This is a genomic window from Marinobacter sp. LV10R510-11A, assembly GCF_900215155.1.
GTDB lineage: Bacteria > Pseudomonadota > Gammaproteobacteria > Pseudomonadales > Oleiphilaceae > Marinobacter.
The window spans coordinates 4,289,585-4,309,536 of the sequence record NZ_LT907980.1 but is presented as its reverse complement, the minus strand read 5'-3'; the positions used below and the strand labels follow the sequence as shown (position 1 = coordinate 4,309,536).

General features: G+C 55.1%; 18 protein-coding genes. 4 read left to right on the top strand and 14 right to left on the bottom strand.

The window, feature by feature from the left end; translation table 11 throughout:
- Positions 1-17 precede the first annotated feature (17 nt).
- Positions 18-1,010 (top strand): tRNA 5-methoxyuridine(34)/uridine 5-oxyacetic acid(34) synthase CmoB, encoded by a 993-nt coding sequence (gene cmoB / locus CPH80_RS20770; protein ID WP_096281074.1) that lies wholly within the window; start codon positions 18-20, stop codon positions 1,008-1,010.
- Positions 1,011-1,069: 59 nt separating this feature from the next.
- On the opposite strand, the gene CPH80_RS20765 is transcribed toward cmoB, so the two are convergent.
- The 11 genes from CPH80_RS20765 to CPH80_RS20715 all read right to left on the bottom strand — a co-directional run bounded on the left by CPH80_RS20765 (position 1,070) and on the right by CPH80_RS20715 (position 14,135).
- Positions 1,070-2,365 carry an adenylosuccinate synthase gene (locus tag CPH80_RS20765; RefSeq protein ID WP_096281072.1) on the bottom strand — a complete coding sequence of 432 codons (1,296 nt, stop codon included), beginning with the start codon at positions 2,363-2,365 and terminating at the stop codon, positions 1,070-1,072.
- An 87-nt stretch (positions 2,366-2,452) separates the two neighbouring features.
- Positions 2,453-3,634, bottom strand: a complete 1,182-nt coding sequence (locus CPH80_RS20760) for an ATP phosphoribosyltransferase regulatory subunit (RefSeq protein WP_096281070.1) — start codon at positions 3,632-3,634, stop codon at positions 2,453-2,455.
- Positions 3,635-3,814: 180 nt separating this feature from the next.
- Entirely contained in the window at positions 3,815-4,690 is an 876-nt protein-coding gene (gene hflC / locus CPH80_RS20755; protein ID WP_096281069.1) for a protease modulator HflC, read from the bottom strand.
- Positions 4,691-4,692: 2 nt separating this feature from the next.
- Positions 4,693-5,889, bottom strand: coding sequence for an FtsH protease activity modulator HflK (hflK, locus tag CPH80_RS20750; RefSeq protein WP_096281067.1), 1,197 nt, complete (start codon positions 5,887-5,889; stop codon positions 4,693-4,695).
- 79 nt (positions 5,890-5,968) lie between these two features.
- Positions 5,969-7,267 (bottom strand): ribosome rescue GTPase HflX, encoded by a 1,299-nt coding sequence (gene hflX, locus CPH80_RS20745; protein WP_096281065.1) that lies wholly within the window; start codon positions 7,265-7,267, stop codon positions 5,969-5,971.
- Between the two features lie 116 nt (positions 7,268-7,383).
- Positions 7,384-7,635 (bottom strand): RNA chaperone Hfq, encoded by a 252-nt coding sequence (gene hfq, locus CPH80_RS20740; RefSeq protein ID WP_096281063.1) that lies wholly within the window; start codon positions 7,633-7,635, stop codon positions 7,384-7,386.
- A 40-nt stretch (positions 7,636-7,675) separates the two neighbouring features.
- Complete coding sequence (miaA, locus tag CPH80_RS20735; protein WP_227520540.1) at positions 7,676-8,698, bottom strand: tRNA (adenosine(37)-N6)-dimethylallyltransferase MiaA; 1,023 nt, start codon at positions 8,696-8,698, stop codon at positions 7,676-7,678.
- 40 nt (positions 8,699-8,738) lie between these two features.
- Positions 8,739-10,652 (bottom strand): DNA mismatch repair endonuclease MutL, encoded by a 1,914-nt coding sequence (gene mutL / locus CPH80_RS20730; protein ID WP_096281061.1) that lies wholly within the window; start codon positions 10,650-10,652, stop codon positions 8,739-8,741.
- A gap of 33 nt (positions 10,653-10,685) precedes the next feature.
- On the bottom strand, positions 10,686-12,026 hold the full coding sequence (locus tag CPH80_RS20725; protein ID WP_096281838.1) for an N-acetylmuramoyl-L-alanine amidase: 1,341 nt from the start codon (positions 12,024-12,026) through the stop codon (positions 10,686-10,688).
- Positions 12,027-12,078: 52 nt separating this feature from the next.
- Complete coding sequence (gene tsaE, locus CPH80_RS20720; protein ID WP_096281059.1) at positions 12,079-12,576, bottom strand: tRNA (adenosine(37)-N6)-threonylcarbamoyltransferase complex ATPase subunit type 1 TsaE; 498 nt, start codon at positions 12,574-12,576, stop codon at positions 12,079-12,081.
- Positions 12,573-14,135 (bottom strand): NAD(P)H-hydrate dehydratase, encoded by a 1,563-nt coding sequence (locus CPH80_RS20715; RefSeq protein WP_096281057.1) that lies wholly within the window; start codon positions 14,133-14,135, stop codon positions 12,573-12,575. The genes tsaE and CPH80_RS20715 overlap by 4 nt, the downstream gene beginning before the upstream one ends.
- A 147-nt stretch (positions 14,136-14,282) precedes the next feature.
- On the opposite strand from CPH80_RS20715, the gene queG reads away from it, so the two are divergent.
- Positions 14,283-15,362, top strand: a complete 1,080-nt coding sequence (gene queG / locus CPH80_RS20710) for a tRNA epoxyqueuosine(34) reductase QueG (protein ID WP_096281055.1) — start codon at positions 14,283-14,285, stop codon at positions 15,360-15,362.
- Here the strand turns inward: queG and orn are convergent.
- Positions 15,357-15,899: an oligoribonuclease gene (orn, locus tag CPH80_RS20705; RefSeq protein WP_096281053.1), complete on the bottom strand. Its 543-nt coding sequence runs from the start codon at positions 15,897-15,899 to the stop codon at positions 15,357-15,359. The two genes, queG and orn, sit on opposite strands and share 6 nt — an antisense overlap.
- 85 nt (positions 15,900-15,984) lie before the next feature.
- Between orn and rsgA the strand changes: the two genes are divergently transcribed.
- Positions 15,985-17,040 carry a small ribosomal subunit biogenesis GTPase RsgA gene (gene rsgA / locus CPH80_RS20700; RefSeq protein WP_096281051.1) on the top strand — a complete coding sequence of 352 codons (1,056 nt, stop codon included), beginning with the start codon at positions 15,985-15,987 and terminating at the stop codon, positions 17,038-17,040.
- A 19-nt stretch (positions 17,041-17,059) separates the two neighbouring features.
- Here the strand turns inward: rsgA and motB are convergent, their stop codons facing one another.
- Together motB and motA are read right to left on the bottom strand one after the other, a co-directional pair.
- On the bottom strand, positions 17,060-18,019 hold the full coding sequence (gene motB / locus CPH80_RS20695) for a flagellar motor protein MotB (RefSeq protein ID WP_096281049.1): 960 nt from the start codon (positions 18,017-18,019) through the stop codon (positions 17,060-17,062).
- A 25-nt stretch (positions 18,020-18,044) separates the two neighbouring features.
- Positions 18,045-18,896: a flagellar motor stator protein MotA gene (gene motA / locus CPH80_RS20690; RefSeq protein ID WP_096281047.1), complete on the bottom strand. Its 852-nt coding sequence runs from the start codon at positions 18,894-18,896 to the stop codon at positions 18,045-18,047.
- Between the two features lie 198 nt (positions 18,897-19,094).
- Here motA and asd point away from each other — a divergent pair, with 198 nt between their 5' ends.
- Entirely contained in the window at positions 19,095-19,952 is an 858-nt protein-coding gene (asd, locus tag CPH80_RS20685) for an archaetidylserine decarboxylase (protein WP_096281045.1), read from the top strand.

The window sequence follows — 19,952 nt, the reverse complement described above, 5'->3', positions numbered from 1 at the left end:
CGGAGAGCGAGCAACCCATGGCAAATTTCGACTGGCGAACCTGTTTCGGGCAACTGCTAACCGAGCTGGAAAACACGGGCCAGAGCAACTGGGCCGAGATGATTAGAGCTCAGCTTACCCATCGTTTTGACGACAACCCCCACGGCGACCTAGGTCGCTGGCAAGCGGCACTGGACAGCCTCCCGGATATATCTGGCGCGACAGGCGAGCTAAATACCTCTGCCATCACTCTCGGCTCACCCCACGCACTGAGCGCTGACCAGCAGCAGACACTTGAAGGCGGGCTGCGGGGCCTTATGCCTTGGCGCAAAGGCCCCTTCGACTTTTTCGGTACTCACATTGATACCGAATGGCGCTCCGACTGGAAATGGGATCGGGTGTCGCCTTACCTATCAGACCTTTCGGGTAGGCGCATTCTGGACGTAGGTTGTGGCTCCGGGTACCACTGCTGGCGCATGCGGGGCGAAGGCGCCGAGCGAGTCATCGGGATTGATCCCGGGCTACTGTTTATGTTCCAGTTTCTCGGCGTAAAACACTATATGGGTGACGTACCGGTGGACTTGCTACCGATACGCATGGAGGACTTGCCTGAAGGGCTTGAAACCTTTGACACCACTTTCTCTATGGGTGTTCTGTACCACCGGCGATCGCCTCTCGACCATCTATTGGAACTCAAAGGCACACTGCGTCGTGGAGGAGAACTGGTGCTGGAAACTCTCGTTGTAGAAGGACCCGAAGGTTACAGCCTGATGCCGGAAGACCGCTACGGGCAGATGCGCAACGTGTGGTTTTTGCCCAGTTGCGACACATTGCTGCGCTGGCTTGACCGCACCGGTTTCCGCAACGCCCGGGTTGTGGATGTATCTGAGACCACCACCGATGAACAGCGCAGCACCGACTGGATGCGCTTCAATTCCCTTCAGGATTTTCTGGATCCCGAAGACCCGACGAAAACCATAGAGGGATATCCTAGCCCGCTGCGGGCAACGATTATTGCAGAGAAACCCTGAATACAAAAAACCCACCCGGCCAATTAAGGCAGGGTGGGTTTTTTCGAGTCACTTACCACTTAACTATCAAACGGGTCGCGCAGGATAATGGTCTCAACCCGGTCTGGACCGGTGGAAATAATATCGATCGGTGCTTCAATCTGCTTTTCCAAAAAATGGATGTACGCTTTAGCATTTTCCGGCAGCTGGTCCAACTTAGTCAGCCCGAAGGTGCTCTCACTCCAGCCCGGCAGCTCTACGTATATAGGTTCGATATCCTTGTAACTGTCGCAGCCAATGGGCGGGCGGGTAATTTCGCCATTAGGCGTTTTGTAACCCACGCACACATTTACGGTTTCCAGCCCATCAAGAACGTCGAGCTTAGTCAGGCAAATACCAGACACACTGTTAATCTGGATAGCATGGCGCAGTGCTACTGCATCGAACCAACCGCAGCGCCGAGAGCGACCTGTAGTAGTGCCAACCTCGTTGCCTTTAATGGCGAGGTGCTCACCCATTTCATCAAAAAGCTCTGTGGGGAACGGACCCGCGCCAACACGGGTCGTGTAGGCTTTGGTGATACCCAACACATAATCCAGATACAGGGGGCCAAAACCGGAACCTGTAGCAGTACCACCAGCCGTGGTATTGGATGAGGTTACAAACGGGTAGGTTCCCAGATCTATGTCCAGCAAGGACCCTTGGGCGCCCTCGAACATAATATCGTCGCCGTTCTTGCGGTACTCATGGAGCAAGTCGGTTACGTCGGCGGCCATCGGCAGAATTTCTTCGCCCATCTGCTTCAGTTCTTCCAGTGCCACATCTATATCTTCAGCTTCTTCCTTAAAGTACTCAGTCAGCACGAAGTTGTGGTAGGACATGATTTCCCGCAGCTTCGTCTCGAAGCTTTCGGGGTTGTGCAGGTCACCAAGACGAACGCCACGACGGGACACTTTGTCTTCATACGCAGGGCCTATACCCCGGCCGGTTGTACCAATCTTGTCAAGACCTTTGGCGCGCTCGCGGGCCTGATCAATGCGCACGTGTGTGCGCAGGATGAGCGGGCACGCCAGGCTGATACGAAGCCTATCTCGGACCGCCACACCAGAAGCTTCCAGCCCCCGCACTTCTTTCAGCAAGGCTTCCGGCGACAGAACAACGCCGTTACCAATCAGGCATTGAACGTTCTGCCGGAGAATACCGGAGGGAATCAAATGCAAAGCCGTTTTCTTGCCATCGATGACCAGAGTATGGCCCGCGTTGTGGCCACCCTGAAAACGAACCACCGCCGCGACTTTTTCTGTCAGCAAATCGACAATCTTACCCTTGCCTTCGTCACCCCATTGGGTGCCCAGCACAACAACGTTTTTACCCATGATTCTCTCTCAATGCGCACGCGGTATGGTGTGCGTCTTGCAAATTTGGCAAATGTATCTGTATAAATTCACTGCAGTTCACTGGCTTTAACCCAGCTCCTGAACAACCCAATGATTACCTTGCTTTACCAGCTGTCGATCACACCCCCGGGCTGCGGGGTCCACTCCGCTGTCCTCCGGCAATGCTCGAACGACCGTGTCTGTCAGCCTCAGATCCGAGATAGCCTGTTCAAGCGCCGTATCATTATCTGCAGGCGCCCACACAGCCCTAATGAGACTTGCAGGGCGCTCGCCCAGAGTCACCAGGGCCCTTATATCCATACTGAAACCCGTTGCAGGGCGTGCCCGGCCAAAATCACTTCCAATAGCATCGTAACGGCCACCCTTGGCAACCGAGTCGCCGTGGCCCGGCGCATAAGCAGCAAACACCAAGCCCGTGTGATAGTTGTAACCGCGCAACTCGCAGAAATCGAAACCGAAACTAACCTCGGGGAAGTCTCTTTCTAGCATCTCTGCAACCTGGCCCAGTTGGTCGAGCGCCGCACTCAGGTTATCGGAGGCGCCGCTTAAAACTCTACGCGCCTCTACCAGCGCCTCCGGGCCACCGCTAACACGGGCAAGCTCACGAAGACGAGCGCCCGCTGAACCAGCCGAACAGCCACCTAAAAGCTTATCCAGCTCTGGCACAGATTTGCGCCCCATGGCGTCAAAGATCGCGGCATTTGTGTCCCGGTCAAACCCGGCCTCACCAATTAGGCTTTCGTAAATGGAAACATGTGCCAGGTCCAGGTGAACGTTGGGCAGGCCAGCGACTCGTAGGGAAGCGAGCATTAGACTGATAATTTCTAAGTCCGCGGCTTCCGAGCCACTGCCAAACAATTCACAACCTGCCTGAATGGGCGTGCGCCCCGTTAGCATGTGTTTGGGCCGGGTATGAAGTACATGCCCGGCATAACACAGGCGCGTAATCCCTTCTTGGCCCAAGGTGTGAGCGTCAATGCGCGCTGCCTGGGGAGTCATATCTGCGCGAACACCCATCATGCGTCCCGTCAGCTGATCCGTCAGCTTAAACGTCTGCAGCTCCAGATCGTGCCCGGTTCCGGTAAAAAGGGATTCGAGGTATTCGATAAGCGGTGGAATTACCAGCTGGTAACCCCAGCGTTGGCAGGCATCCATTACATCCCGGCGCAGGGACTCTATCTGTCCGGCCAGTGGCGGTAAGATATCCTCCACTCCGTCCGGCAGCAACCAGCGATCAGATACTGTCATGAGATTCCGTTGTCCATCCTGCACACGCCCGCTCTTGTGATAGAAGAAGCACACAGGTTTTTAGGGTGACATTCGAGGCAGAAAAACCCGAACCAAAACGTGAAGGATTTTACACTGTTGGCAGACACAAAAAAACCGGAATACCTGGGTATTCCGGTTTTTCGACATACAGGGCGAGTTTTAGCTTCCGCCCTTCGAGTCCTTCAGGAATTTCATAAATTGACTGTTGGCGTCAATAACCATCATGTCGTCTTTGCCAGAGAACGTATTCCGGTATGCCTGGAGGCTACGATAAAAGCTGTAGAACTCCGCGTCGGAGCCGTAGGCATCTGCGTAGATTCTGGCAGCTTCACCATCGCCTTCACCCCGGGTTGTTTCTGCGTAGGCAAATGCCTCCGCCAGGATAACGGTTTTCTGACGATCTGCAGCGGCGCGAATACCTTCAGCCAGCTCCCGACCCCGGGAACGAAATTTCTGGGCGAGCTTCTGACGTTCAGCCGCCATCCGACGGAAAACGTTTTCGCTCACCTGACCCGGAAACTCTATCGCCTTAACCCGGATATCCCTGACTTCGATACCGAACTCTTTCACAGAGGTTACATTAACCTGGTCCCGCAGATCGTGCATAAGCTGGTCACGCTGACCTGAGACCACTTCGTGCATGGTGCGAATACCGAACTCGTTACGCAGACCGTTGTCCACCCGGGACAGCAAGAGTGACTGGGCACGAAGTTCATCCCCGCCAGTCGCGCGATAGAACTGATCTACATCACTGATCTTCCAGACAACATAGGAGTCCACATCCAACGGCTTCTTTTCAACTGTCAGATACTGCCGCGAAGGCAAATCCATGGTCCGTATGCGGAAATCGAACTGCCGAACCTGATCGATCACCGGCACTTTGAAGTGAATGCCTGCTTGGATATCGGTTTCAACCAACTCACCAAACCTGAGCATGACCCCGCGATGGGTTTCCGGAATGATAAAAACGCTCGACATTACCAGCAGGACGACGATCAGAGCGCCTGCAAGGCCCACTACACCTTTAGGTCCCATGATTATCTGCTCCTTCTTGTATTAGTGTCTTGCCTGGTGCGCAACTCCTGAACCAACTGATTGGTCAGGTTCTCAATGTCCATTTGGCTGCCATCACTTCCGGACGACTGATTGCCCCCCCGTGACGATGAACCTTGGGTGAGTCGATCCAACGGCAGATACATCATGTTGCCACTGCTCTCGGTGTCCACAAGAATCTTGCTGCTGTTCGACAGCACGGTTTCCAGCGTTTCCAAGTACATACGCTCGCGAGTTACACCAGGCGCCATCTGATAGACCGCCAGCAACTCAAGGAAACGAGCCGTTTCACCACGAGAGCGCTCAACCACTGCCTGCTTGTAGGCATTTGCCTCTTCAATCGCACGCTGTGCTTGGCCCCGAGCTTCAGGAACCACCTTGTTACGGTAGGTTTCTGCTTCTTCCTTGACGCGCTGCTCATCCTCACGAGCGCGCTGAACTTCCCGGAACGCATCCTGCACCGCTGCGGGCGGTTGCGTGCTCTCAAGGTTAACACGGACAATTTGAAGACCGGTTCCGTATTCTTTAAGGAAGCCCTGAAGGCGCTGTTCAACGCGAACGGCCAGCTCTACACGACCTTCAGTGAGCACCTCATCAAGAGTTGAACTGCCAACCTCGTGACGCAATGCACTGTCGGTCGCAAACGTCAGAGCCTGGTTGGAATCACGAACATTCAGCACGTAATCACGCGCGTCACCGACGCGGTACTGAACCTGCAGATCAACCGTAACCAGATTTTCATCCTGAGTCAGCATCTGGCCGCTTGATTTGGCAGTTCGTACGTTGGTGACGCCTACCAAAGTGACGTCATCAATAAGGGGCACCTTGAATCTCAAGCCGGGGCTTTCAGTATTGTAAAACTCACCAAACCTCAGCAGCACCGCGCGCTCTTGCTCGTTTACCGTGTAGAACGACTGGAAGACCACGTAGCCCACCACAAGGATGCCGGCCAGCGCCAGAATGGCCCCAAAACCGCCGGGAAAACCGCCACCGGAGCCAGAGCTACTGCCATTACCATTAGATTTCTTACCTTTACCACCCAACATTTTGCTGAGCTTGTCGAGGCCTTTTTTTAGTGCTTCATCAAGGTCTGGTGGACCCTGATCATTACCGCGACGACCACCGCCATTTCCCCAGGGGTCTTTGTCGTTACGGCTTCCACCCGGTTCATTCCAGGCCATAATGCTCTCCGTTCCTAACGTGTCGAATGGCTACAGATACTAGGGATTTATCATCGCCCCGGCAATAGCCTCTATAACTTCAGGTACGTTCGGTGTCCAAACGTACCGTTTCTTCACTCACGCCTGCACGGCTCAGAAGCTGCAACCAGTCACGGTGTTGCAACCGGGTCTCGAGCACTATTTCTCCGGTTTCCCGGTGCTCTTCGCTGAGTACTGACCCCGCCTCGTGCATGAGCGCCCGGAGCTTGCCATCGGCAGGCCCAAGCAAAACAAAATAGTGTACAACATCTTCAGCCAACCGCTCGACAATAGCGTCGTACAGGCCGTCTAGGCCTGCTCCGGAAACAGCCGATACCCAGGCCCGCACAGGCACGCCGTCTTCATTGCGCTCTATCCGAGGGGTAAAGTTGTCCAGCAAATCGATTTTATTGAACACCTGAAGCACGGGTATCTCATCGGCGCCGATTTCAGTCAGCACACCTTCAACCTGCTCCATATTTTCATCACGACGGCTATCGTGGCTGTCAACAATGTGCAGCAAAAGCGCTGCTTCTACAGTCTCTTGCAAAGTCGCCCTGAACGCCTCGACCAGCTTATGCGGTAGGTGGCGTATGAAGCCTACTGTGTCCGCCATTACGACAGGGCCGATATCCGGAAGTTCCAAGCGCCTGATTGTCGGGTCCAGCGTTGCGAACAGCTTATCTGCCGTATATACCGACGACGTAGTAACACGGTTGAACAGAGTTGATTTGCCGGCGTTAGTATAACCGACCAGGGATACGGTTGGGATATCAGCGCGCTTACGGGCCCGGCGGCCCTGATCCCGTTGCCGGCGAACCTTGCCGAGCCGCTTATGGATAGACTTGATGCGCTCACGCAACAAACGACGGTCTGTCTCGAGCTGTGTTTCACCGGGACCACGCAGGCCGATACCGCCTTTTTGACGTTCAAGGTGCGTCCAGCCACGAACTAGGCGCGTTGACATGTGGTCGAGCTGAGCCAGCTCTACCTGCAGCTTGCCCTCATGCGTTCGGGCCCGCTGTGCAAATATATCGAGAATGACGCCGGTACGATCTAGCACACGGCATTTGAGCTCACCCTCAATGTTCCGCTCTTGGCTGGGACTGAGGGCGTGATTGAATAGAACAACATCCGCCTCATGCAGCGTTACTGCATCGCGAATCTCCTCAAGCTTACCTTCACCCACGAACAGTCGAGGGCTGGGCTGCTTACGGGATCCGGTTACAGTTCCAACCGCCTCAACTCCGGCAGAGGCCACAAGCTCCCGGAACTCATCCGGATCTTCAGAGCCGTCGTGGGACGAAAAAACGATGTGGACGAGTATCGCTCGCTCACCTACATCCGGGCGTTCAAACAATGGGCATTAACTCCGCAACCGTTGGTTTGTTAACGTCAAAAAAACGAACGCCCGCGGCCATCAGAACCCAAGGGCTCGTCAGGAACGCGGGTGGCAATGCCGGAAATCCGGGCAAATCAGTCTTCAGGCTCATCCTCTTCTGCCGGGTTCTGCTGTGGAATGCGAACATTCCGAGCAGGTACAACGGTGGAGATTGCGTGCTTGTAGACCATCTGGCTGACAGTGTTTTTCAGCAAAATCACAAACTGGTCAAAAGACTCTACCTGCCCTTGCAGTTTAATGCCGTTAACCAGAAAGATGGATACCGGAATGCGTTCCTTGCGTAAGGCATTGAGGTAAGGGTCTTGTAACGAGTGCCCTTTTGACATGTGTGTTCTCCTGTTTTTTAGTAAATGCAGATCGTCAATATTAAGAGTTAAATGTGGTGCGAAGTCTGACTTTTTTCAAGGCTACCTCAACGATAAACCTGTCTTCGCTGTTCAGCCAGTTCAAATCCGACCACTTCCGGAGCCATGTGAGCTGCCGTTTGGCTAGCTGACGGGTGGCCGCAACGCCCTTACTTACAAATGTGTCATAATCATCAACACCGGCAAGATGACTCCAAGCCTGACGATAACCGACACAACGCATAGAAGGGAGATCAGGGTGTAAATCACCTCGACCCATCAGAGCCCGCACCTCATCCAGAAGCCCTGCTTCCAGCATATTCAGAAAGCGCTGGTGTATCCTCTCGTGAAGCACTCGCCTCTCGGGAGGCACCATGGCAAACTGCGTAACAGTATACGGAAGCGATGAAGTTTCGTCTGCCTGCCATTGAGTATAGTAGGTGTAATCCTCAACACCCTGGCGGCCCGCGTTTTGCAGTGACGGCTGACTAACATCCGCTTCCCAGAAAGCCGAAATCGGCCGACCGGTCAGACGAATAACTTCCAGAGCCCTCAGCAGTCGTTGCCGATTATTCGGGTGAATCAGCTTTGCTGCTATCGGGTCGGTGGCCTGAAGTTCATCATACAATGCAGACCACCCAAGCCGCTCTGCCTCCGACTCAAGGGTTTTGCGGAGCTCCGGGCTGGCGGCCGGCAATCCCGACATTCCATTTAACAGCGCCTTGAAATACATCATGGTGCCGCCGACCAGCAAAGGTATACGCCCGGCACTGGATATCCGATCCATTTCAACCAATGCATCCCGGCGGAAATCAGCGGCAGAATAGGTTTCTGCCGGATCGCAGATATCAATCAACCGATGCGGAGCCCGGGCCAACTCACCCGCCGAGGGCTTGGCCGTGCCTATATCCATTCCCCGGTAGATCATTGCCGAGTCAACGCTGATGATGTCGCAAGGCAGCTGTTCGCAAAGCGTCATGGCCAGGTCGGTCTTGCCCGAAGCCGTAGGCCCCATCAGGAAGATGGCCGGTGGCCTGTCCCGCACACCACTGGCGTCAGTCGTTTGCGGCGCTTCTGAAACCACCCTAACGCCCCCGCAGAAACAGTTTGTCCAGCTCCGCTAGCGTAACAATCGTCCAGGTCGGGCGACCATGATTACACTGGCCGCTGCGCTCTGTGGTTTCCATATCCCTCAACAAGGAGTTCATTTCTGGTACGGTCAGCTGGCGATTTGCCCGCACCGAGCCGTGGCACGCCATGGTACTCAGAAGCTCGTCGATAACGGCTTCAACCCGGTCACTCTGGCCGTGCTCGATCAGATCAGATAATACGTCTCGAACGAGCTGCTCTGTGTCGGCCCCCCGTAACAACGCGGGTACCTGCCGGATTGCAAGCGTCTCTGGCCCGATACGCTCAATCTGCAGCCCGAGCTGCTGCAAGTCTTCTCCGTGGGTTTCAGCTAATGCCGCCTCTTTTTGACTGACAGCAAGAGACAGGGGTACCAACAACGGCTGACTTTTAAGGTCTTGCTCCGCCAATGCACGCTTCATTCGCTCGTAGGTGATGCGCTCGTGAGCCGCATGCATATCCACTACGATCATCCCGGCGCTGCCTTGGGCCAGTATGTAAATGCCATGCAACTGGGCAATGGCGTAACCCAGAGGCGGCTCCTCATTGCCGCCTGCGCCGGCGGGCTGGTCCAAAGGCATTGCCGCCGTGCCCACAAACGATGCCGGCTCTTGCTGGGAATTGACACCGCCGCCACTAAGAGACTGATAAAACGCCATTTGGTCGCTGGCCCGCCAATCTTTCTGTGGCGCCGCTTGCCCTCCGAAACCCGTTGCCGGCGTTTGGCCGCCAGAGGCCGGCATCGCAGGCTGTCCATTCCAGGGTTGTTGTTGTTGGGCAGGAAATGCCCCCGCGGCCTGTGGTATTTCCTGTCCCGCAGTCTCGCGACCGAAGGATTGCGCCACTGCGCCCCGAAAATGATCGTTCGGCCGCACATCGGCTAGGGCCTTATGCAGCGTACGGAAGATAAAATCGTGCACTAAACGACCATCGCGAAAGCGCACTTCGTGCTTGGTTGGGTGCACGTTTACATCCACCGTAGCCGGGTCGACTTCAAGGTAAAGAACAAACGCCGGGTGGCGGTTATTAAACAGTACGTCGCGGTAGGCTTGGCGCACTGCGTGCGCAACCAGCCGGTCACGGATTACGCGACCGTTGACAAAGAAATACTGAAGATCGGACTGACTGCGGGAGAAGGTGGGCAAAGCAACCCAGCCCCACAGGCGCAAACCTGTGGCTTCTGCATCAATAACCACCGCGTTGTCGATAAATTTCTGCCCACACAGGGCGCCAATACGGCGTTCTCTGTCCAGCGTAGACTCGGCTGGCCGAAGATTTTGAATAACCCGCTGGTTGTGGCGTAGGGTAAACCCCGAATCAAACCGGCTGAGCGCCTGGCGCCGCACGCACTCTTCTACATGGTTGACTTCGGTTTTCTCGGTGCGTAGGAACTTGCGCCGGGCCGGAGTATTGAAAAACAGATCCCGAACTTCAACCGTGGTGCCCACGGGGTGCGCAGCCGGTGAGATTCGTGCATCCATGTCACGACCTTCAACCTCCACCCGTGAGGCGGCTTCCTGTCCATCTACGCGAGAGGTGAGTGTAAGTCGGGAAACAGAACTGATACTGGCCAGAGCTTCGCCCCTGAAGCCCAAGGAAGCTACGGATTCCAGATCATCAAGACTGACAATTTTGCTGGTGGCGTGGCGGCTGAGTGCCAGCGGCAAGTCAGCTTCCGCAATACCACTGCCGTCATCACGCACTCGGATCAGCTTTACGCCACCCTGCTCCACGTCAACATCAACATGGTCTGCGCCTGCATCGAGCGCGTTTTCAACCAGTTCTTTGACAACAGATGCAGGGCGTTCAACTACCTCGCCTGCGGCAATTTGGTTTGCCAGCCGCGGCGAGAGCAATCGGATGGAGGGCATGTTTCGGGGCTACCTCTTATTCAGTGGCGTTGTTCAGGATGAGGGAATACGAATGGTTTGCCCTACCATAACACGGTCGTCTAACAGGCTGTTAAACTGCATCAGCTCGCTCACAGTTGTCTGATTTTCCCGGGCCACTCCAGAGAGGGTATCGCCACTTTGAACCTTGTACCGGCTAATGCGCTCGCCACCTTGACGGTTCTGCTTCTGCCAAGCCAGTAGGGTGCCCGGCGGGGGTGTTTTCCGGAAGTACTCATCAATACCCGTCATGATGGCGCCGGCGAGTTTGCTGCGGTACCAGTTCGTAGACAGGTTCTTCTCTTCCTGTGGGTTGGATATAAAACCTGCCTCTACAAGAATGGAAGGAATATCCGGTGATTTGAGAACCGCAAACGCGGCCTGCTCCACACCGGGCTTGTGCAAGTGAGCCACACTATTGAGCTTGCCCAGTATGGAACTGCCGACGCCCAAGCTGGCATTGATACTGGCGGTCATGGACAGATCGAGCAACACACCTGCCAACATGTCATCACGCCCATCCAAGGACACCCCACCCGTGCCACCTATGAGGTCAGAGCGGTTTTCACTCTGTGCCAGCCAGCGGGCCGTTTCACTGGTTGCGCCGCGCTGCGACAGGGCAAATACAGAGGCGCCCTTGGGCTGAGGCGTACGGAAAGCATCCGCATGCACAGACACAAACAGATCGGCGCTGTACTTACGGGCCAGAATGGTGCGATTCCTCAAGCCTATGTAGTAGTCTCCGGTGCGGGTAAGTTTGGCGGAATAACCTGCCTGCCTGTTAATCATATCCGCCAGAGTGTGAGCCATTTTTAGAACCACATCCTTTTCGCGGGTGCCCCGAGGGCCTATGGCGCCCGGGTCTTCACCACCGTGGCCCGCATCAATAACCACGATAACATCGCGCCTGCCGGCTGAATTGTGGGTTACGGTTGGCTTGGTCGCCTTCTCTATGCGACTGCCACTCTCATCAATCAGATCAACTACCAGGCGATGACCATACTGCTGATTGGGCTCGAGCTGAAAGCTGCGCGGCTTGATGTCGCTGGCAAGATCGAGAACCACCCTCAAATCCGTGCCATTGCGCGGTGCGCTACGAATGCGCCGCACAGGGCTACCAGTCAGGTCGAGTTTGCCGAAATCTGTTTGCAACCGGGTGTTTTTAAGATCAATCACCAAGCGCGAGGGATTGCTCAGTGCGAACATGTTGTGACTGACCTTGCCCTCAGTATCCAGCACCAAGCGGGTGTGATCCGGGGCTGGCCAAATGCGGATACCCTCCACATTGGTGCCAGCCTGTGCCTGCATGGTTGCCGCGAGCAGCCATACGGTCACCAGCGCGACCAGAGTTTTCATTGTTAGATTGCGTTTTTTCATACAACTTGCCTATTTATTCGGCGCAGGTCCATTAATGGCCCGGCCCGATCAATTCCAGCTCGCTCAAAAGTGATGCACCCTGTTCAGAGCCCGCCCGGACAGCCGCGGAGCGGCCTTCGCCCTGATGTTCAAGGTGGATTTCGAGGTCCGGTTCGGGCAGCAGACCTTCGCCGCGCTCCGGCCACTCGATAAGACAAATACTCTGGCCGTTAAAGTAATCCCGGATACCCATGTATTCCAGCTCTTCCGGGTCGCCTAGTCGGTACAAATCAAAGTGATAGACCGGCGGCATAAGATCTTCGTATGGCTCCACAAGTGTATAAGTCGGGCTCTTAACTGCGCCCTTGTGCCCAAGCCCTCTTATAACGCCGCGACTGAGCGTGGTTTTACCCATTCCCAGATCGCCTTCGAGAAACACAACCAACCCCTGGCCCGATTCTTTTGCCAAACGGGCCAGTTCGTTGCCCAGCTTCTCCGTTTCAGCTTCGCCGTCCAGAAACAGTCTGCGCTCGTTCCCGAAAATGCTCATTCTTCCCCCTTGCTACGGTGGCTGGCTGGTTCTGCCTCCCGGAATACCTGCGGCAACGCGTCGATTACGTCGGTGGGTATCAACCCCATATATCCTTTGTTTGCCGATGCTTTGCAGGCAGCCTCAAGGTGCACAACCGCCGCCAATACAGCGGCGCGAGCGGGTGACTCGACCATCTGGGCATATAGCGCACCCGTGATTCCCGACAACACATCCCCCATGCCGCCGGTCGCCATACCCGGATTACTGCCGCCGGCAATATCCACAGCCTTCAAATCAGACGCAATGATCGTTCCGGCACCTTTGAGCAACACCACGCCACCGTATAGGGACTGCAGCTTTGTGGCCGCAGCCACTCGATCGGCTTCCACTTCGGGAACCACGCAATTCAGCAGCCTGGCAGCCTCCCCCGGATGCGGCGTCATAATCTGGTTGCCAGCAGGTTTGGGCACGCGGGAACAGAGCAGATTCAGGGCATCCGCATCCAGAACGCGAGGCTTACCGCTTTCAATCACTTGCTGCAGCATCTGCTGCCCCCAAGCGCCCTGCCCCAGTCCTGGCCCGCACACCACTACCGTTGCTGCATTCAACAATGCTGGCAACTCCGAGCCATGAGTCAGGCCGTGAACCATTACCGACGGGCATCGTGCCAACGCAGCCGTTACATGCTCGGGGCGCGTTGCCAGTGAAACCAACCCGGCACCAGAGCGCGTTGCCGCTTCTGCTGCAAGCAGACCGGCACCGCCAAACCCTCGGTCCCCCGCGACCACGAGAACATGGCCAAACCGCCCCTTATGAGCATTGGCCGGGCGCACGGGCAACCAGTCGTGAACGGACGGCCAGCGCCGAAGCATGGCTGCCGGGCTCTCGCCGCTTTCTCTAACACCGGTGCCAGCATTCAGTGCTTCAAAAACCACATCACCACACACCGCGGCACCTTGCCCGGTATAAAGCCCGGCCTTACGGCCGATAAACGTGACGGTCATGGTGGCCTGAACCACCTCGCCCTCTGCCGCACCACTAGTGGCATTGAGGCCAGACGGTAAATCTACCGCCAGCACAGGAAGCCCAGAGCGATTGCAGCGTGCAATAACATCCGTAAATGGCTCTCTTGGCGCGCCAGAGACACCGGTACCGAGCATGGCATCTACTACCAGCTCTGCCTTTTCAAATTCAGAAGCCAATTCTGGCTCGTTGATGTCCGCCAGTTCTCGCACCTCTACACCATCCGAAACCGCTTTCTTCCAGGCTTTGCGAGCATCGCCACTCAGCTTACCGGTGGGGGCAACCGCAATGCAGCGCACAGCCAGCCCGTGGCGTACAGCATTAGCCGCCATCAAGTACCCATCGCCGCCGTTATTGCCAGCACCGCAGAGAACCAGCAAAGGCTCGACGTTGGGCCAACGCACAACCAGCCTACGAAATGCGGCGCGGGCAGCAAACTGCATTAGCTCAAAGCCTTCGACGCCCTGCTGCTCGATAACATACTGATCGATGCGGCGCACAGAATCGGCGGAAAACAGCGCATCTGATAGACTGCCCTCAGCAAGCTGTGGCATGAGCCTTCGCTCCTGTTACAGAAACCGGTTTAAGAAAATTGGCCAGCTATCTGTAAAGCATAGCAAAACCGTGGAAAAGGTCATAACTTAATCAAATTAAATATCCGTACATCGATCCTCGACGGGGCGGATACAACAGCGGCGTCTATGAGCACAGCAGAAACCGATACGTCTCCAACACCAGAACTGGCTGATTTGCCGGCACTTATCCGGCAATGGGCCAAAGAACACGGGTTTTCAGATGCAGGTATCACGACAGCAGATACCGGTGAGCATGCCAAACATTTGCAGGATTGGCTGGACATGGGGTACCAGGGCAACATGGAGTATATGGCCCACCATGGAGACAAACGCTACACCCCGAGCTCCTTGGTACCCGGAACCACCCGGGTTATTTCCGTGCGTATGGATTACATGCCCACGCCCGACAACCCGAAAGAAGCGCTTACTAACCGGGAGAACGCCTATATCACGCGCTACGCACTTGGTCGGGACTACCATAAGCTGATTCGTAAGCGGCTGGCATCGCTGGCAAAACAGATTGATTCAGCGGTGAGCGGTTACGACTACCGCGCGTTTGTGGATAGTGCACCGGTGCTGGAGCGAGCCTTGGCACAGCGCGCGGGCTTAGGCTGGATTGGCAAGAACAATATGCTGATACACCCGAAGGCTGGGTCGTTCTTTTTCCTCGGCGAGATATTTACCAGCGCGCCTATTCCGATAGACCCAAGCTTTGACACGGATCATTGCGGCAGTTGCTCTGCCTGCCTTGATTTGTGCCCAACGGATGCGTTTGTGGGGCCACACAAGCTGGACGCCCGGCGCTGCATTAGCTATCTCACGATTGAGCTGAAAGACAGCATTCCCGAAGAGCTGCGCTCGCTGATGGGTAACCGGGTGTTTGGCTGCGACGATTGCCAGCTTGTGTGCCCTTGGCAAAAATTCAAAAAACCGACGCAAGAATATGATTTTCAGCCTAGGCACGGCTTGGACAACAGTTCTTTGGCTGAACTGTTCATGTGGACAGAAGAGCAGTTCTTGAAGCGCACGGAGGGCTCGGCTATTCGCCGCACCGGATATGAGGGTTGGTTACGCAATCTGGCGGTGGGTCTGGGCAATGCACCTTCGACCATTCCGGTGGTTGAAGCGCTGAAAAAGCGCGCGGACTATCCTTCGGATATGGTCCGCGAGCATGTTCAGTGGGCCTTGGCGCAGCACGGCTTATAGTTTGAAGAAGTGCTCCCGGTAGTGGCGCAGTTCGTTGATGGAATCACGAATGTCGTCTAGTGCTAGGTGGCTGCCCTTCTTTTTAACGCCGTCCAGCACGTCCGGACGCCAGCGGCGGGCCAGTTCTTTTACGGTGGACACGTCAAGGTTGCGGTAATGGAAGAAGTCTTCCAGCTGGGGCATGTATTTTACCAAGAAGCGGCGATCTTGGCCGATACTGTTGCCGCACAGGGGGGACTTGCCCTTTTCCATGTACTCTTTGAGGAAGGCGATGGTTTGCTGCTCGGCTTCCGACTCAGTGATGTTGCTTTCCTCGACACGTTTGGTTAATCCGCTTTCACCGTGGGTTTTGGTGCACCATTCGTCCATGGCTTCCAATAAACTGCCGGGCTGGTTAATCGCAACAACCGGGCCTTCTGCTACGAGATTCAGTTCTGAATCGGTGATGATGGTGGCCATTTCGATGATGCGTTCTTTTTCCGGATCTAGACCGGTCATTTCTAGATCAATCCAAACCAAGTATTTGCCTGCTGACATTTTATTTCCCTCAAGCCGAGCATGTATTATTCCCGTATGATGGCACAGCAACGACACCACTTTCATCCGTGTTATCTGAGATCTTATGGCAAAACGGCAACTGAACAAGCAGCAGCAATTCCGGATCAAGAAGGTTCAGGAGGAGCGTGCTGCCCGCGCAGCTCGCAAAGAGAAGTCGGTTACGGCGCAGGCCGAGGCCGGTGAACTGGGGCCGGAGCAGGAAGGGCTAATCATTGCTCACTATGGGCAACAGCTTGATGTGGAAGTCTTGGAGGGTGAACACACCGGTGATGTTTTGCGCTGCTTTGTTCGGGCGAATATCGATAGCTTGGTGACGGGCGATCGAGTTGTCTGGCGGCCCGGTAAGAGTGAAACAGGTGTAATTGTTGCTCGCTGCGAACGTGACAATTTGCTGCAGCGGCCAGATAACTTTGGTGCTGTGAAACCGGTGGCGGCGAATATTGACCATATTATTCTGGTGATTGCACCGGAGCCGGAGCCCCACGACAATCTGATTGATCGATATTTGGTGGCCTCTGAGATCACGGACATTCCGGCGGTTATTCTGCTGAATAAGACGGATCTGATTACCGATCGCAATCGGGGGCAGATTGATGCTCTGCTGGCGCGCTATGCGGCGCTAGGCTATGAGGTTGTTCGCACCTCAGCGGTTCAATTCGACGGTGGGCCTTCGCCGGAGGTTGAGGCGCTGGTGAAGGACAAAACCAGTGCATTTGTGGGCCAGTCGGGGGTTGGTAAGTCGTCGATTATTCAGACGCTGATGCCGGATGAGGCGATTCGGGTGGGTGCGGTTTCTGAAAGCACGGGCAAAGGTATTCATACCACCACCACCGCGAAACTTTTCCACCTGCCTTTGGGCGGCGATTTGATTGACTCACCGGGTATCCGGGAGTTCGGTCTCTGGCATATGACGCCGCAGGAAATTGAGTACGGTTTTCGCGAGATTCGCGAGGTGATCGGCTACTGCAAGTTCCGCAACTGCAGGCATATGGGCGATCCCGGCTGCGCTATTGATGCGGCAGCAGTAGCAGGCACACTCAGCCCGGAACGGCTGCGAAGCTTTCACCGTATTCTTCAGGATATGGCGGAGCAGAAAATGCGAGGGCTGAAAGCTAACTGATGCAGCACTGCCCGGCGAGCTACCAGTTCAGCTCACCGGGTGCGGGTTGTGTTTTGTCCTCCTGCCAATCGCCACTCTCCAGTTTTTCCATAGCTTCTGTCTGCTCTTCATCGGAGGGTACCGTGAGGTCAATCAGCGGAGCGCCTTTGGCGCTGGCACTGCTGTGGATGCTGTCCACAGTTTTCTTATTGAGGACGATGATGGAAATCCGGCGATTAACCGGCGCACTCGGCTCGTCCTGATCAAACAATATAGAATCACTCAGCCCCACGACCCGCGCGATCTGTTGGGCCTGCACACCACCGGCAACCAGTGCACGGCGTGCGGTATTTGCGCGATCCGCCGAAAGCTCCCAGTTCGTGTAACCAGGGCGGCCACCGAAAGGTGTGGCGTCCGTATGGCCCGTTATACTGAGCTTGTTGTCTACCGAACCAAGGGTTTTGGCCAGCTCGAACAGGATTTCCTGTGAGTAGTATTTAAGCTCCGCTTTGCCGCTATCGAACATGGGGCGGCCCGAGCGGTCGACTATCTGGATTCGCAGCCCTTCGTCCGTGATATCAATCAACAACTGGTCTTTGAACTCCTGCAGAGTTTCGTTTTCATCAATTCGTTGCTTCAACTCCTGAAACAACTTTTTCATGCGCCGCTGCTCAAGTGTATCGGACAGCGTATCGACCACGTCATCGCTAATAACCATCGGGTCTGATTCAATATCGGGGCTAGCTTCGCTAACGACGGAGGCGCTCCCCTCAAGGTCCACTGGGTTGGGTGAGCCGCCTTCGGTGAAGCCGACAGGGTCGCGGAAATAGCCTTCCACCGCTTTTTTCTGTTCCGGCGATGCGGTTGCAGTGAGCCAGAGCACGAGAAAGAACGCCATCATCGCCATTGCGAAGTCGGCAAAAGCCACTTTCCACGAGCCACCGTGATGGCCCGCAGCAACGACTTTTTTTCGCTTAATGATTATTGGCTGCTGTTCCACAAGTTTACTCCGGGTTCAGGTTGCGCTATTTGGCGCGCACGTGATCGTTCAATTCCTGAAAACCAGGCCGCTTGTCTGTGGGTAGCGCCTTGCGGCCAAATTCGATGGCCATCTGGGGAGCTTGCCCTGAAACCGTTGCTACAATTGCAGATTTAATGCACTCGTAAGCCTTGAGTTCGTATTTTGCGGCATGCTCCATGGCAATGGAGGTGGGCCCAACAAAGCCATAGCCCATCCAGATACCAAGAAACGTGCCCACTAGGGCCGCTGCCACGCTCATACCAATACGCTCTGGCCCTTCGCTCAAGAAATTCATGGTAACCACGATACCCAGTACCGCCGCCACAATACCCAGCCCCGGCAGGGCATCCGCAATTTTGTTCACGGCATGGGCGGGCTCTTCGAGCTCGTGCTGACGGCTGTCAATTTCGTTTTCCATCATGCCATCCAGCTCATGGGTTGCCATGTTTCCTGCGCTAATGATGCGCAGGTAGTCTGTAATGAAATCGAGCAACGCTTTGGATTTCATAATGGCCGGGTAACGGCTGAATATCTGGCTAGATTCCGGGTTATCGATATCCTCTTCGATGGACATAACGCCCTGCTTGCGCGATTTATCAAAAATCTCGTAGAGCAAGCTCAGCAAATCCATGTAGTAGGACTTATTGAACGGAGAGCCTGTCAGCAGGCGCAAAATACCGGAAAACACTTCTTTGACCATATGCAGCGGGTTGGCAATGATAAAAGAGCCGATGGCTGCGCCAAAGATGATGAGAAACTCGGTCGGTTGCCACAGCACCATCAGGTGACCGCCATGAAGTGCATAGCCACCCAAAACGCTGGCAACAACAATAATTGAGCCAATAATAAGTAACATGGGGAGAATATAAGCCTTTATATTGAGGTTATCGGCCGGTGCCGGACACGATCACGGGTTTTTCTGTTCTGATCATAGCAAGCCACTGCTGTATCCGCGAAGCTGTGAAACAATTTCTATACATACCAGCGTCTGGGCAACATTCTTACAACACTATTTGGTAAACTTCGCGCCTTTGAGCACAGAGGATCTCATTTAATGTTCGACAAGCTGTTTGTTCTGAGCCAGTACGTCACGCCACAGCTTGCGGTTTCCCGGGCTGCCGGCCGTCTGGCAGATAATGATCGCACCCCTGCGCTCAAAAACCGGGTAGTAAAGTGGTTCATAAAGCGCTACGGCGTTGATATGAGCGAAGCCGCAGAATCGGATCCGACCGCTTACTCCAGTTTCAACGCATTTTTTACCCGTGCACTTAAGCCAGGCATTCGGCCTATTGCTGAAGGCGACAATACTTTTGTGAGCCCCGTAGATGGCGCCATTAGCCAACTAGGCCAAGTATCCGGGGGCCGGGTATTCCAGGCAAAGGGTCAATCGTTCAGTTTGGTAGAATTTCTCGGTGGCGATACTGCACGGGCAGAGACTTTTTCGGAGGGTGAGTTTTCGACGGTTTATCTCTCTCCCAGTGACTATCATCGCATTCACATGCCTCTGGCAGGTACGCTTCGGGAAATGATTTATGTTCCCGGCAAGCTGTTTTCGGTCAATCCGGTTACGGTGGAGAATGTTCCAAATCTGTTCGCCCGTAATGAACGTGTTGTGTGTATTTTTGATACGGCGGCTGGCCCTATGGCGTTGGTTCTTGTGGGCGCGATGATTGTGGGTAGCGTTGAGACGCCTTGGGCGGGGATTGTGGCGCCCAATAGCAGTGGCGTTAAGGCGATTACCTATGAAGGCGAGAGTGCTCTTTCGTTTGCCAAAGGCGAGGAGATGGGGCGTTTCCGGCTTGGCTCTACGGTGGTGATGGTTATGCCTAAGGGTAGCGTTAGCTGGAATGCTGAGCAGATTGCTGGGAAGACGGTTCGCATGGGCGAGTCTTTTGGCCTGGTTGGCGCCTGA